This window comes from Pseudomonas sp. AC070, assembly GCF_979258635.1.
The window spans coordinates 2,352,854-2,367,010 of sequence record NZ_OZ409871.1 but is presented as its reverse complement, the minus strand read 5'-3'; the positions used below and the strand labels follow the sequence as shown (position 1 = coordinate 2,367,010).

At 55.9% G+C, this 14,157-nt stretch carries 11 protein-coding genes and 1 pseudogene; 4 read left to right on the top strand and 8 right to left on the bottom strand.

The window, feature by feature from the left end; all coding sequences use genetic code 11:
• The first annotated feature begins 90 nt into the window (after nucleotides 1–90).
• From ACZZ0Q_RS10690 to egtB, 4 genes are all read left to right on the top strand, one after another.
• Complete coding sequence (locus ACZZ0Q_RS10690) at nucleotides 91–981, top strand: response regulator (RefSeq protein WP_463539032.1); 891 nt, start codon at nucleotides 91–93, stop codon at nucleotides 979–981.
• A 28-nt stretch (nucleotides 982–1,009) separates the two neighbouring features.
• Nucleotides 1,010–1,636: a response regulator gene (locus ACZZ0Q_RS10685; RefSeq protein WP_463539033.1), complete on the top strand. Its 627-nt coding sequence runs from the start codon at nucleotides 1,010–1,012 to the stop codon at nucleotides 1,634–1,636.
• Between the two features lie 128 nt (nucleotides 1,637–1,764).
• Nucleotides 1,765–2,223, top strand: coding sequence for a response regulator (locus ACZZ0Q_RS10680; protein ID WP_463539034.1), 459 nt, complete (start codon nucleotides 1,765–1,767; stop codon nucleotides 2,221–2,223).
• 661 nt (nucleotides 2,224–2,884) lie between these two features.
• Nucleotides 2,885–5,011 (top strand): ergothioneine biosynthesis protein EgtB, encoded by a 2,127-nt coding sequence (egtB, locus tag ACZZ0Q_RS10675; protein WP_463560555.1) that lies wholly within the window; start codon nucleotides 2,885–2,887, stop codon nucleotides 5,009–5,011.
• 324 nt (nucleotides 5,012–5,335) lie between these two features.
• Here egtB and ACZZ0Q_RS10670 read toward each other — a convergent pair.
• From ACZZ0Q_RS10670 to tssK, 8 genes and pseudogenes are all read right to left on the bottom strand, one after another.
• Nucleotides 5,336–5,458: pseudogene (locus ACZZ0Q_RS10670) on the bottom strand (IS3 family transposase); the annotation flags it as partial.
• Between the two features lie 15 nt (nucleotides 5,459–5,473).
• Nucleotides 5,474–5,749: a DDE-type integrase/transposase/recombinase gene (locus tag ACZZ0Q_RS10665; protein ID WP_463539035.1), complete on the bottom strand. Its 276-nt coding sequence runs from the start codon at nucleotides 5,747–5,749 to the stop codon at nucleotides 5,474–5,476.
• A gap of 15 nt (nucleotides 5,750–5,764) precedes the next feature.
• Nucleotides 5,765–6,490 (bottom strand): IS3 family transposase, encoded by a 726-nt coding sequence (locus ACZZ0Q_RS10660; RefSeq protein WP_463560554.1) that lies wholly within the window; start codon nucleotides 6,488–6,490, stop codon nucleotides 5,765–5,767.
• A 163-nt stretch (nucleotides 6,491–6,653) separates the two neighbouring features.
• Nucleotides 6,654–7,679 (bottom strand): serine/threonine-protein kinase, encoded by a 1,026-nt coding sequence (locus ACZZ0Q_RS10655; protein ID WP_463560552.1) that lies wholly within the window; start codon nucleotides 7,677–7,679, stop codon nucleotides 6,654–6,656.
• The gene (locus ACZZ0Q_RS10650) at nucleotides 7,676–8,404 is read right to left on the bottom strand and encodes a PP2C family protein-serine/threonine phosphatase (RefSeq protein WP_463560551.1); all 729 of its coding nucleotides are present in this window, start codon (nucleotides 8,402–8,404) and stop codon (nucleotides 7,676–7,678) included. Before ACZZ0Q_RS10650 ends, ACZZ0Q_RS10655 begins: the two co-directional genes overlap by 4 nt.
• Entirely contained in the window at nucleotides 8,404–11,931 is a 3,528-nt protein-coding gene (gene tssM, locus ACZZ0Q_RS10645; protein WP_463539037.1) for a type VI secretion system membrane subunit TssM, read from the bottom strand. The genes ACZZ0Q_RS10650 and tssM overlap by 1 nt, the downstream gene beginning before the upstream one ends.
• A gap of 13 nt (nucleotides 11,932–11,944) precedes the next feature.
• Nucleotides 11,945–12,820 (bottom strand): type IVB secretion system protein IcmH/DotU, encoded by an 876-nt coding sequence (gene icmH, locus ACZZ0Q_RS10640; RefSeq protein WP_463539038.1) that lies wholly within the window; start codon nucleotides 12,818–12,820, stop codon nucleotides 11,945–11,947.
• 5 nt (nucleotides 12,821–12,825) lie between these two features.
• The gene (gene tssK / locus ACZZ0Q_RS10635; protein WP_463539039.1) at nucleotides 12,826–14,157 is read right to left on the bottom strand and encodes a type VI secretion system baseplate subunit TssK; all 1,332 of its coding nucleotides are present in this window, start codon (nucleotides 14,155–14,157) and stop codon (nucleotides 12,826–12,828) included.

Genomic DNA, 14,157 nt, shown 5'->3' with positions numbered 1-14,157 from the left:
TAGAAATGAAATTTCCTACGCGATTTAAAGAAAACAAATTGATGAAGCTGGACTAAACTCGACTGAGAATTGCCGTTAATGGGGAACATAATGGACCGTAAAAACGTGCTGCATGGTACTTCCGCATCCGAGAAATTTTTAAATCAGGAAGGAGACGGAACCTTGGGGAAATCATCGAATTTTCCTACCCCGAGAACGGAGTCCGCCCACTGCAAAAAGACTTCATTAAATGTTCTATTAGTGGACGACCACCCAGCCAATCTTCTGATCTTAGAGCAACAGCTTATTTTTCTGGGTCATACAACCCAAAGTGCGGAGAATGGAGCCCAGGCATTAATGCTTACGACCCAAGCGAAATTCGATCTGGTCATCACGGATTGCCGAATGCCAGTCATGGATGGGTTCGAGTTAGCAAATCAACTCAGAGCACAGGAAAGAACTCTAGCTCTGCCGCCTTACTGGATCATAGGCGTGACTGCAACTACGGAACAGGATGAACGCGTTCTGTGCATCCAGGCAGGAATGAATGATTGTCTTTTCAAGCCAGTAGGCGCATCGGAACTGGAACATTGCATTAACAGCCTTGCTGGACTGGTCGGCCAATCGAAATCAGCTAAGCCAAAACATATTTCGCAGTTAGTTGACGACAGAAGCATCCGCGTACTGACAAACGGAGACGATGAGTTAAAAGCTCTTTTTCTGCAGCAGTTATACATCACTAACCAAGTTGACTTGGACAAGCTCCAGGATAACTTGAAATTGTTGGACTGGGAGGGATTCTCGTTCATTGCGCATCGCGTCAAAGGCGTAGCCAAGCTAATTAATGCGAAGACGCTAGTTGAATCGATTGAAAAGTACGAGAAAGCGACGAATCTCGAAAATAAAACGTCGAACATTGAAACCATCGCTACCGAAGTATGTTGTGCAATAGAAGACCTACAGCGATCGCTTGAGATTGAAATTGGCGCTTCGCAACCATAAACCATCAGAAGTTAATAACGGAAATACAATGGGAAAAGTACTCATCGTCGACGACCACCCCGTAGTGCGGTTGGCTGTCAAGCTTTTATTAGAGCGCGAAGGTCATACATTACTAGGCGAGACGGATAACGGTGTAGACGCTTTGACCGTGATTCGCACTCAAAGGCCTGACTTGATTATTTTGGACATCGGCATTCCAAAAATCGACGGATTGGAGGTTCTCGCCCGAATCAGTACATTAAAACCAAGGCCGCGGGTGCTTATTTTAACCTCACAGCCTGCAGACCTATTGGCATTCCGTTGCATGAAAGCCGGTGCGGCTGGTTTTGTAACGAAAGGCGACAATCTTGAAGAACTACAGCGCGCCGTTTGGGCAGCTCTTTCGGGATATAGCTTTTTCCCGACGGATATTCTCAGCACCGTCAACCCCACTATCACTGACAGCAGCGAGCAATCAATGCTTAATAGCCTGTCAGACCGGGAAATAATGGTGTTGCAAATGCTCGCTCAAGGGAAATCAAATAAAGAGATTGGCGACTCCCTGCTGCTAAGCAACAAGACAATAAGCACATACAAAACTCGCCTCCAACTTAAGCTCAACGCCTTCAATCTTGTCGCTCTTGTCGACTTTGCCAAACGCAATGGATTGGGTTGATTGGCGAAAATTTAACTTGTATCAACTCTCATCGGCTTCTTGCGCTTCAGAACCCTCCTGCATTTGTTCATCCGGGTTCCCCTTAATCTCATTAATACATTAAATGGTTAAGGGAGCGCAGGAAGCGCATGCTCACTATTTTATTAGCTAGCGACCGAATTACGGTACGGAAACATTTTCAGAAAATCTGCGAGGCCTCCGGTTTACTTGTTTGCGGCGAAGCGTTGAGTTTGGAGGACACGTTAGCAAAAAGCGCGCTACATTCACCTGATGTCATCATCTTTGGGTTCCGTTGCTCGGTACTCCGACAGACAGAAACCATGTTACAAATATCCCACCTCTCCGACGCGACAAAGGTTCTCGTGTGCACGTCCCGCGATTCATATCGATCTACGCAAGCTTTTATAAGCGCGGGAGCGGCTGCGCTGGTTCCCCGCCAGTGCACTAACGCAGAATTTCTAAAAATACTTTCAGGAGCCACAGCAGGTTTCAGCATGGTGCCGATCAGGTCACTGCAACATGCGAAAGTAAAAATTGCATACCGCACCGCCGAGTCACTCGCTAAGGTGCACTTAGCGGAACCTTAAAGTCCGTTGTCTCGGATCGACCATAGGTCGCTGTTACGGTCCGATCCGTTGAGACCGCTTATCCAGTTTTCAGAACGGCTAAACGAAGGAAAGGCCCAATTCATACCACCTTCCATGAGGGATTTGAGATGAACAGGGTTACCTTCGTTTCGCTCTTTTTCGCTGGGTTGCTAATGAGCGGTCCCATTAGCCTAGCGGCGGACACTATCGACAGCACTGGCCCCAGCTCAAGTCCCGGGCCGACGAACCCTACTCCTCCGACATTGCCTACACCGGGTGCGGGCACCCACGACAGCAACGATCTTGGTACAGGTATTGACGGCCCTGACAGCGCACCAAGTCGAGGCACGGACGGTACCGGGATAGAAGACCCTCCTAACAGTGTGTTGGAGAGTTCTCCGACCGAACCGAGTAGTGAAACTGGACGCAAGACAGGCAAAAAGTAACCGGCCAACCAACCGCCGTTTCGATCAGCTTCATCCCTCCTCCCGCCGAGTGGCTTGCCGCTCGGCGATCGGCACCTCCCGGTTCGAACTTTTTTAGAACCTTATGTATCAGACCTATAACCTGATATTAGGCGCAAGCTTCTGGCTGTTTCCGCCTAGCCCCGCTGAGCAGCGCAACACGGTTCCTCACCGGTAGCGCTGCGTGAGGAATAAGAATGACAAGCCCCCTGCTTCAGCGTTATCTGAAGGTTCGCCGCCATAGCGAATCGCTGATAGCGACACTCAGCGATGAGGACATGGTCGCGCAGTCCATGCCGGATGCGAGCCCCACTAAATGGCATCTGGCACACACAACCTGGTTTTTCGAAACCTTCGTACTAGCTACTCATCAAGCCGAATACAAACCCTTCAACCCCGCCTACGCCTATCTCTTCAACTCTTATTACGAATCGCTGGGCCCGCGACAACCACGCCCCCAACGCGGCGTTTTAACCCGGCCATCGATGGCAGATATTCGCCGCTACCGAACCTATGTTGATGAGCATATCCAAGCGTTCCTGAGCGATAGCGTGTCGACCGAGGTGAACGGACTACTGGAGCTTGGCCTCGCCCATGAGCAGCAGCATCAAGAGCTGTTGTTAATGGACATCCTCCATCTGTTCAGCCTATCGCCCTTGAAGCCCCCGTATAGCGGGGACTGGCGCACGCCTCGAAACGACCGCTCTGGGCAGTTTCAGCTAATGGCCGGCGGCATGGTCGAGCTTGGCCACGTCGGCGATGAGTTCTCGTTCGATAACGAAAATCCGCGTCACGCCACATGGCTTCAACCTTTCGAAATAAGTGACCGGCTGGTGACCAACCGCGAGTGGCTCGCCTTTATGGGGGACGACGGCTACGCACGAGCCGAACTTTGGCTGTCTGACGGCTGGAGCAAAGTTCAGACCGAAGGCTGGCAAGCACCGTTGTACTGGCAGAAGGGCGACGGTGACTGGCAGCACATGACATTGGCGGGCTTAAGAGCTGTTGATCTCGACGCCCCGGTGACGCACATCAGCTATTTCGAAGCGTGCGCCTACGCCACTTGGGCGAACGCGCGGCTTCCTACCGAGACGGAATGGGAAATCGCCGCTCGCTCGGGATTGTTAGAACAAATCGACGATTGCGCCTGGCAATGGACACAAACTGCTTACGCGCCCTACCCCGGCTTCCGCCCCGCTAAAAGCGCTGTCGGCGAGTACAACGGCAAATTTATGGTGAGCCAGCTGGTCCTTCGGGGCGGCGCCTGCGTGACGCCAACTGGACATTCGCGCTTGAGCTACCGCAACTTCTTCTACCCCGGCCAACGCTGGATGTTTTCGGGCCTTCGCTTGGCTCGAGACTTGGTGTCGGATCAAAACGAAACCGAGACAGGCGAGGCTCAGCACAGCAGCGACTTCGCCAAAGACGTACGCGAGGGGCTGTCTGCCGAAACGAAAAGCCTGGCGCCTAAGTATTTTTATGATGCGGCCGGCTCGGAATTATTCGAGGCGATCTGCCAAACACGCGAGTATTACCCTACCCGCGCAGAAACCGCCCTGCTGAAAGATATCGCGCACGAGCTTTCCGCTTTTATTCCCGACGGCGCCGCGTTAATCGAATTCGGCAGCGGCGCCAGCTTAAAAACGCGGCTGCTGCTAGAAGCTTCGCCCCAGCTCGACGTCTACATCCCGCTGGACATCAGTGCATCCGCCTTGCACAAAGCCACCGAACACCTTCAGCAAGCGTACCCCGCGTTGTGGGTCGCGCCTGAAGTCGGTGATTTCTGCCACCTGAAGGATTTGCCCGCTGCGGCACGAACGCGCCCTCGAGTTGGATTCTTCCCAGGCTCGACACTCGGTAACTTCTGCAAACAAGACTCCGTAGATTTCCTACTTTCCGTGCGGCGTTTTCTGGGCGAAGGCGCGCGACTCATCCTCGGCCTGGATATGCTCAAAGACATTGCCACGCTAGAAGCGGCGTACGACGACGCCGACGGCATCACGGCTCAATTCAACAAGAACCTGCTCGCCCGTATTAACCGCGAACTGGACGGCACCTTCGAACTTGAGCAGTTTCTTCACTTGGCCCGGTGGAATCCGCAGCAAAGCTGCATGGAAATGTTCCTGGTGAGTACGCAGGATCAAGACGTACACGCTGCAGGAAAAACGTTCCACTTCGCCGAGGGCGAGCGCTTGCACACTGAGTGCTCTCACAAATACACCCCGGACTCTGTCGCGCGCCTGGCTGAATCCGCGGGCTGGACCGTAGAGCGACATTGGCTGAGCCCATCGCCGCAGGTAGGGATATTCGTGCTGCACGGCTGACCCATGACAAAAAAACCCCGCAACTCGTTGAGCTGCGGGGCTTTCTAATATGGCGGTGAAGGAGTCCGCCAAATTAAGATCCACCAACAACCGATAAAACTCTACAATCCTTATTTTAGGGGGCTAAAAGCCTGTCATCGTCTCAAGACATCCACCAACATTCGTCACCTTCCGAGCCTTTGTGCGGGAACAGATGGGGGGGACAAAACCGATAAAGGAACATTTCCTTAGGAAAGCTGACAGCAAAGCAAATTGAAAATCTAACGACCCCTGGCACCCACGAAGACGGGGACGGCCTGAACCACCCACGATTTCTCGTACAGTTTAATTACGTACTTCATTCATCGCACTGAACTCCAGCGGTGTGCGGTATCTCAGGGCGCTGTGTATCCGCTGGCGGTTGTAAAAGACTTCGATGTAATCAGACACCTGAACGCGTGCCTGGTCACGGCTTGCGAAGTCTTAGTGGTGCGTCACTTCTTGTTTCAACGAGCCGAAAAAGCTCTCCATAACGGCGTTGTCATACGGCATCCCCTTGCGGCTGGTGCTAACCACTAACTGTTCGGTTTCAAGCTGCTGCCGGTAAGCGTTGCTGGTGTATTGCACGCCTTGAACGCTGTGGTGAATCGTTTCTTGCGCTTGCCTGCGCACTTGCAAGGCCATGTTTAAGGCTGCACTGGCTAATTGTTGGTCCGCTCGCTCGCCCATTGCCCAGCCCGCGATTCGGCGCGTGTACAAATCCAGTATTGCCGCCTAATACAACCAGCCCTGACGAGTCGGTATGAAGGTTATGTACGCTACCCAAACTCGATCACGGCCGGGGCTGAAAAATGGCCATTTCAATTTGTTTGGTGCAACTGCCTGACGTTGATAAGGCGCTCTTGCGTGCACATAACGCCGCCGACGGCGGCTCTGGATCTTGTTGATCTGACGTAACCGTTGCACTCGATTTCGTCCACACGTCTCTCCCTTGCTACGCAGTGCATGCCATATCCGCTCTGTTCCATAAGCCTCTCGACTTTGCGTATGCAGCAGCCGTATTTGGCTCAACAGTCGGGCATTTTCTAGCTTGCGGGCGCTTGGTTTACGTCCGACCCAAGCGTAGTAACCACTGGTGGAAACCGAGAGCACCTGGCACATCTTGCGAATCGAAGAAGTCTTTTGGCTTCTGATCCAGGCGTACTTCACGACAGCTCTCGCGCAAAGTACGCCGCCGCCTTTTTTTAGAATCTCGTTCTCTTCCTTGAGCCGCGCGGTCTCCCGTTTCAAGGCACTTAGCTCATCGCTGCTTGCTTTCGGTCGACCACTGCCTTGGAACGCTTGATCGCCCTTGTCCTGCATGTCTTGGGCCCACTTGTAGAGCCGGTTGCGTGGGATGCCTAACTCGCGAGCGACCACGGCGGCTGGCTTGCCGGATGTCTTCAAAAGACGGACAGCTTCGCGCTTGAACTCTGCTGTAAACCGATTGCATTGTTCCATCAAACACCTACTCGGGGACTGCCCCCTTTCATGGGTGTCCGAATTCTCGGGGGTGGTTCACAAAGCGCGTCTCTGTGTGAGTGCTACGAAATCCCGTGTAGCGCTCACTCATACTGGTAGCCGAAGCCCGCTGCGCTTGCGCTCGCGTTGCTATTCATCGTTCCTACTCCCTGTTCGGTAGTCGTACGTTACGCCAATGCGTCAAGCGTTGCAGCCAGGATGAAGTGACGGCAAAAGCATCACGTAGTTGCTTAGCAGTAATCGTTCGGTCAGCCACGTCGAACGCCAGCGCCGCTCGCAAAGCCGGCCAGCAGTGCTTCGGTAAATTCTGAGGTGCCCGTAGCTCTCGCTCCAGCGATTCATTACGTGGTTGGGCCAAGAGTAAGCCGCGAAACGGGTGTTGGCCCCCCGCTAACTCGTAGATTACACAAGCTACAGCGTACACGTCAGCGCTCGCAGATAGAGGCAGTCCTTCCAGCAGCTCCGGGGCAGCGTAGCCCGGCGTCCAGCCGTTGAAGCGCTCGCGACTCAGGTGCGGCAGACCAGGCATGATACCTTTCTCCGCTTGGCCGAGACCGAAGTCAAACAGGCGCACGCCTTCTTCGCTAAGCATCACGTTGCTGGGCTTCATATCACCATGCAGCACGCCGCGAGCATGGGAGTAAGCCAGTGCATCGAGCAGCGGCAGCGCGATGTCGCGCAACTCCTCCCACGGCAGGCCGTGGGGACGCTCGCAGAGTAAGTTATCCAGGGTCAGGCCACGCATAAGCTCCATGGTGACGAATGCTCGTTGGCAGTCAGTGTCCACTTCAAAGGTGTGCAAACGCAGTACGTTGTCGTGCCGCAGGCGCCGGGTCAGGGCGAACTCGTTGTAGAGCAATGCGCTGGCGTCCGGTGACTCGGCAAATTCTTCGCTGAGAACTTTCAGAGCGACGTAAGGATCGGGATCGCCGAACTGTTCGCTCAGCAGGTCTCGTGCACGGTAAACCGCGCCCATGCCACCGGCGCCGAGCAGGCGCTCAATGCGGTAACGGCCTGCCAGCACATCGGGTAGCTCACCGATGCTGGCCTTAGTTGGTGCCAGCACGGCTTCAGCCTTGTACGACTTGGCGAACGCAAAGTAGGTCAGGTTGCTCTTCGGCTTTTCGCTCTCCAACAGGTCGCCGATCGGTCGCATGTGTTCAGTCATTGGCGGATTACTACCGCTGTCAGGTTGTCCCGGGCCGAGCCACGCATTGCGCCGTCAAACAACAGCTCCAGTGCAACCTGCGGCACTGTCAGGCTCAAGGCGTCGCCGAGTGCATCGCTGCCAAGCCCCTGATACAGACCATCGCTGCAGAGCAAGAACGCATCGCCGGGGTAGACCTCAAGCTCCAGTACATCCAGGGCCAATTGTTCGGCTGCCCCGACCGCACGGGTCAGAGCATGCGCTGCGGGATGGTCCTTGGCCCGTTCGACGCTCATTTGTTGTTCGTCAATCAGTTGTTGTTGCAAAGAATGGTCCTTGGACAGCTGATACAAACGCTGGCCACGCCAAAGGTAGCAGCGGCTATCGCCGGCCCAGATGCAGGCCGCGCGACTGCCTTCTACCAGCAAGGCCACCACGGTGCTGCCCATGATGCTATCGTGACGTCCAGCAGTGACCGTTAACTCCTGACTCAAACGACGGTTGAGCCAGTGCAGGCACTGGCGAACTCCTTTGAGTCGTTCGTCGAAATTATCCTGCACCGGCAACTCCGCCAGGCTGGCGACAATCAACTGGCTGGCGATATCGCCCCGCTGATGACCGCCCATGCCGTCCGCAACCACCCACAATCCCTGCAGTGGAGCGTCCAGAAAAGCATCTTCGTTGCGCGCCCGAACCTTGCCGGCATCGGTGCGCGCTGCGCTGCGCCAGGGGCTGGCCACCAACATCAAAGCTGCACCGGCATGCGGAAGGTGCGCAGCACGCCCATGTCGAACGGGTTTGGCGTGCGCTGGCTGGTCAACAAGTAGTTGGCGCGCAGGCCTCCTACGTCAGCCTTGAGCACCAGCACGTCACGGCCGGTAAGGTATTCGGTCTGCATCAAATCAAACAGACGGAACAACGACCAAGGGCCGGTGTTCTTCTCGATACCCAGCGGGCGGCCGACCATTTTGTCGAGCACCAGGCTGGTACGCCCGTCTTCAGCGTCGGTTGGCCATTTGAACGACACCGGTACTATCGGGCCATGACGGTATTCGATGGTCTTGTCGCCGAACTTGAACTCGGAACGGCTGACAGCCGGGTCGAGGGTGTAAGGCTCCAGTTTGAACTGCACCTGAGGTTCGGCTGGGTTGTCGGCGAAGAAGCTCTGACGGATCACGAGCGCGGCGGCCATCTGATCAAGGAATACCTTGGAAATCGGCAGACTATGACCATCGACGCTGCGCATGCGGTAGTTACCCGGATCACCGCTGACAAACGGACGCAGGTAGCTGTCGAAGAAGCGGTCGGCAATCCCCTGGACCTTGAAGAACTCACGAAAGTCGCTGATTGCCACGTCACTGGCGCTGTGGGCGCTGAACGGATAGCGCTTGCTGATCGCCTTGCCGTAGAAGCTGTACAGCTCACTCTGATAGCGCTGATTCAGATATCGATAGGAATCGCTGAGTACTAGACGCCAGGTATCTTCGGCCAATACGTTGAACCACACACTCACCGGGCGCGGCAGACGGCCCGACGAATTGCGCAAGTTACTCAGCGCATCACGCTGGCCGCTCATGCGGGTCTTGGCCATTTCGAACGCAGCTTCCTCTGGCGAACTAGCACGGGCCAGGCTGGCCATCTGCATTTGCAGGTCGTTAAGGGCGGCCAGCGCCGGGGCCAGATCTGCGGTTGGGCCGTTGTCGTTGTCCAGCAAACGGTGCAGCGGCTCGAAGCGACTTTGCAGGGACTTTTTCGCGGTATCCGGTAATGTTTTCACCGAGGCGTCAGCCGCCTTGCTGGTTTTAGCGACCGCTAGCTTGCCGAGTTTACCGCTCTTGTCTGCCAGTTTGTCTGCTGCATCGGCAGCCTCATTTGACGTGTCAACGACCACTGGGAAACGGGTATTTTCACGCACTTCCACCAGCAGTTGAAGGATAGGCGAATTGGCTGACGTCAGGCGCGCTAGCTGCTCGGTGCCCTCACCGAAGTCGTTGATCGCTGGCAGCGCGAGCTGGCCTACCGCTTCACTCCAGTAGTTGGCGTAGTCGCGAAAATACAGCTGCTCGAGTTCGACCATCAGGCGGCGTAAGTCCATACTGCTGATGCCTGGGCCTTCACCCAGTACCCAGTTGTCACTCAGGATATCAGTGACCAGCATTGAGCCCTGCACCGAAAAGTACTGCTGATAACCCTGTTGGGTGTAGAACCCCGGGATCACGTAGTCGGTGCCGACAAATAGCGTCCCCTGTGGACCGATGTGTTGGCTCAAACGGTATTCCGGCAGATTACGAGCCTGCTCGCGCAGCATCCGATACACCACGTTGGCCAAGGATTCACTGCGCAGAACCTGACGCGCCTGAGTCACTAACTGATCATTAAGCGGATAGATAAACGGCTGCTTCAGCAAGCGTTCGAAGTGGCTATTCAGACCGTTTTGCACGGCGGTGTTACCGGCATAACGCTGAGACCACTCGGTAGCGATCCAGTCCTTAAGCCATGGCGCGTCGCGTCGACCCTTAATATTCAGCATCAGGTACGCACGCAGGCTGTTGAGCAAACGCTCGCGGTCCTTCATGTTGGCTCGAATCTTCCCTTCCAGCAGAGTTGCGACCCGTGGCAATAGCTGTCCTTCAAGCTCACGTTCATAGGCAGTCTTAACCACCGGATTAACGTCTTCACCTTGATACAGACCGCCACGCTCGTGGTAACCCACATCACCTTTTTCTGGGAACACCTGAGTAGCCGCGTAGCGGGTGTCGAGGGTCTTGAGCACCACCATGGAGTCATCACGGGTGGTGAGGGTCGAGCTCTGTTGGCTCCAGCTTTGTGCCAGGTTACGCAGGTTTTCCAGGCGTTCGTAGTTCGCGGAGAAACCGCCCGCCCAGAGCATGCCAAATAGCGTCAGTGTGGCCAGTGCGCCCACGTACAGCGCACGCTGGCCCCAGTGGATGCGGCTGCGTTCGCGTTTGTCCAGGCCTGCAAGATCGGCCTCAGGGAAAATTACCCGGCTGAGTAAATGGTGGATGAAGCGCGAACGGCCACTGCGCAGAGTCGGCAGCACGCCGGCGTTCATGCCCAGGTTGGCACCGATGCCGGCGGAGGTTGCGTCCATTTTCTCAGTCAGATGCGGTGCGCTGGTCAGGTAGAAACCGCGCAACTGGCTCACACGTTGGTAGCGGTTGCCGGTGAACGCCATATCGACGAACAGGCACAGACGTTCGCCGATTTGCCCCAGTTGATGCGGGAAATCGAGGATGCGGCCACGGCGTTGGGTGTCGCGCTCCTGGTGCATGCGCATGATCACCTGGCTGTTGAGGCGATGCAGCAACGCTTCGAACTCGGTGCGCAGCACGGTCACATCAGTGCCACTCTGTTCCTTGCGGAAACTGGTACCGAGCACCTGATTGCTTTCTTCACGAGTCAATTGGTCGAAGAACTCATCGAAACCGAGCAGGCGATCGGCCTTGCTCAGCACCAGATAAATCGGCACGTCGACGTGCAGTTTCTGATGCACGTCTTGCAGGCGCGCACGCACTTGGCGGGCTAGGCTTTCAAGCTCCTGTTCTCTGCCGCTCAACAGGGTTTCCACCGGGAGGGTCACCAGTACACCGTTTAGAGGACGATTACGGCGACGGTTGCGCAGCAGGCCGAGCAACGTGCTCCAGGCACTGCCATCGACGCCGGCATCTGGCTGGGTCAGGTAACGGCCAGCGGTGTCGATCAGCACGCCGTGATCGGCAAAATACCAGTCACAGTGACGGGTGCCGAGGGTGTCGCGGGTCAGTTTGCGATCAATATTGTTGATCGGAAACTCAAGTCCCGAGAAGTCCAGCAAGCTGGTTTTGCCACTGCCCTGCGGACCGATCAGCAGATACCACGGCAAATCACTGCGCCAGCGTTCGCTGCGACCGCGATACAGGCTCGACGTCTTCAGGGTTTTCAGCGCGCCTTTGAAACGTGCTTTCAATTCCTTCTGCTCTTCGTCGATCTGTTCTTCCTGGCGGATACGGTTCTGGCCATCTTCGGTGTCCTCGATGGCTTTCTTACGCACACCTGCGCGCCAACTGACAAAGACCATGGTCAGGCCCCAGATCAGGAACAGCACGCTGATGCTCAGCAAACGGGAGGTCGAGCCTTCCCAGAATTTGTAGTCATCAACCGCCAGCAGCGGCCCGGCGAACCACACCAACAGCGCGACAAACAGCACCAGCAGCAGCGTCCAGACCCAGGTCTTGCGCAAGAATACACCGACTTTCTTGAAAAACTTTTTCATCACGCGTCCCTGTTTACGGCTGCGACTGCGGCTGGGCCGCTGCCGGATCAAACGACTGATAAGGCTGCAGAACGGTATCGCGTTGTTCGCTCAGTACCCAGGCGAAGCCCGAATACAACACCACCAGGCAAACAAAGGTGAACAGCACCACCATCGACGCCGGCACGATACGTACCAGGCTGCGGCGCTGATCGCTCAGGCCTTCCCAATGCGGCGAGAACTCGCGTGGTACATCACCGCGCAACTGACGGATCTGGCGATATAAGGCGTCGCGGATGCCGTCGAGTTCGAGCATACCGCGGGCCTGTACGCGGTACTTGCCCTCGAAGCCCAAAGACAGGCACAGGTACATCAACTCCAGCATCGGCAGGTGCTTGACCGGATTTTTCGACAGCCGATCAAGCAACTGGAAAAATTTCTCACCGCCGAAGGTTTCGTTATGGAAGCTACTGAGCAGGCTCATTTTCGACCACACGCTTTCGTTACCCCACGGCGTGGTCACGACAGCTTCGTCAGCCACGGTGCAGAGCACGTAACGGGCGGCCATCACCTGACTGCTTTCAGCGCCATTGTGTAAGGCGCTGACTTCGAACAATTTCAGCGCGGCGCTCAGTCGTTCGTTGAGCGCAAGCATGTCTTCGCGGGTGTCGCTGTGCTTGAGGCGAACCACTTCCGACAACAGGTCGGAGGCAGCAGCCACCAGCGAGTTCAGACTAATATTGAACGCCTCGGCCGGGCGCAAGCGCGCAGCGTAGATCATGCGCTCTTCCAATTGCTCGAAACGTGGCGGTGCCGCGAAGTCCGTCAACGGACTCGACGCCGGCCCGTGCCCCTGACGGTCGAGCAGGACGGTTTTATCGTCCTTGCTGTATTCCATATCCTTGATCATGTCGGTCAGTTCCTGATGGCCCAGAATTTCAGCTCAAGCTCGACGAATTCGCCGGACACGTGGAACGCGAAACCGCCGGAGCGTTCGAGTTGCGTCAGGTCTTCAGAGTTGGGTTCGAGAATGAAATAGGTTTTGTTGGAGTGGAACGCGATCTGCCGCGGGGCCACCGGCAACGGTTTGACCTTGATACCTGGCAAGTGCAGGTTGACCAGTTGACGGATACGCTCCACTGGGCCGACTTTGAGGTGCGCCGGCAAGCGGTGGCGCAATTCTTCGGAATCGCAGTTAGCACTCGCCGCCAGCACGAACGAGGCCGAGCCCAGCAGTTTGTGGTCGTGCAACGGTGACACGATGATCCCGTATTGACGCGCTTGCAGCTCTAACTCAATGGCGTGCTGTTCCAGCACCATCGACAATACCTGACGGATCGCGTCCATCAATTTACGAAAGCTTGCTCCCTGATCACTGTGCTGATAACGGCTGTCCAAACGCGGACGCTTGCTGTCACTGGAGAAGGTCGCCAGATCGCCGAGCATGGTCAGCAGCGTGCGGTACAGCTCTTCGGGGGGAACCTGCTCCAGGTTGAGATAGTGACGCAGTAACAATTCGGTGCGATTGATCAGTTGCAACATCATAAAGTCACCGACTTCCGCGCCCCCCACCTTGCCGTTGGAACGGATCCGGTCAGCAATGGCGTCGCCCCGATTACCGAGCATGCTGATCACCTCTTTGAGGCACGACAGCAGGTAGCTGGAGGCGTGTGCCTGGATGTAGGTGGGTACGAATTCCGGATCGAGACTGATTACACCGTCTGGCGTGGTATCGAGTACTTCGCAGATTTTCAGTTTCACGTACGCCTGATCGTTCTGCTGCTCACCGAGCAAGAGCTTGAAGTCCGGGCGGGCGCAACTGACCTGGCTGACGGAGTCGTCACCAGCGTTGGAGTCGGCGACTTCCGCTTCGTACGCGGTATAGCGTGCCAGCACGTCGGACTGCTCCGGCCGACGGGCTTCGATGTGGTTGCCGGTGACCAACGGCAGCGCCAGATAGATCGGCGTATTACCAGTGTTTGGCGGCACATCTAGGGCCAGCGGCTCAGTATTACCACCCAGTTCGAACAGGCTACCGTCCGGCAGAATCCCCGATGCCTGGCTGATCACCAATTTGCCCATGTTGAGGAACTGCAAATCGATGTCCAGGTTGAGGAAGCCCCAGATGTAGCTACCCAACAATTGGGTGCGGGTCTTCATCTGATGGTCGTAGTAGCGATCGTTGTGCTGGAAGTGCTGCGGACGCAGCAACATGCCTTCCTGCCAAATGACTTTATGGGAGTTCAT

Bases quoted from the DNA above. Each gene is read 5' to 3' on its own strand.
- ACZZ0Q_RS10690 (WP_463539032.1), top strand. From the start codon at position 91: ATGGACCGTAAAAACGTGCTGCATGGTACTTCCGCATCCGAGAAATTT.
- ACZZ0Q_RS10685 (WP_463539033.1), top strand. From the start codon at position 1,010: ATGGGAAAAGTACTCATCGTCGACGACCACCCCGTAGTGCGGTTGGCT.
- ACZZ0Q_RS10680 (WP_463539034.1), top strand. From the start codon at position 1,765: ATGCTCACTATTTTATTAGCTAGCGACCGAATTACGGTACGGAAACAT.
- egtB (WP_463560555.1), top strand. From the start codon at position 2,885: ATGACAAGCCCCCTGCTTCAGCGTTATCTGAAGGTTCGCCGCCATAGC.
- ACZZ0Q_RS10660 (WP_463560554.1), bottom strand. From the start codon at position 6,490: ATGGAACAATGCAATCGGTTTACAGCAGAGTTCAAGCGCGAAGCTGTC.
- ACZZ0Q_RS10655 (WP_463560552.1), bottom strand. From the start codon at position 7,679: ATGACTGAACACATGCGACCGATCGGCGACCTGTTGGAGAGCGAAAAG.
- ACZZ0Q_RS10650 (WP_463560551.1), bottom strand. From the start codon at position 8,404: ATGTTGGTGGCCAGCCCCTGGCGCAGCGCAGCGCGCACCGATGCCGGC.
- tssM (WP_463539037.1), bottom strand. From the start codon at position 11,931: ATGAAAAAGTTTTTCAAGAAAGTCGGTGTATTCTTGCGCAAGACCTGG.
- icmH (WP_463539038.1), bottom strand. From the start codon at position 12,820: ATGATCAAGGATATGGAATACAGCAAGGACGATAAAACCGTCCTGCTC.
- tssK (WP_463539039.1), bottom strand. From the start codon at position 14,157: ATGAACTCCCATAAAGTCATTTGGCAGGAAGGCATGTTGCTGCGTCCG.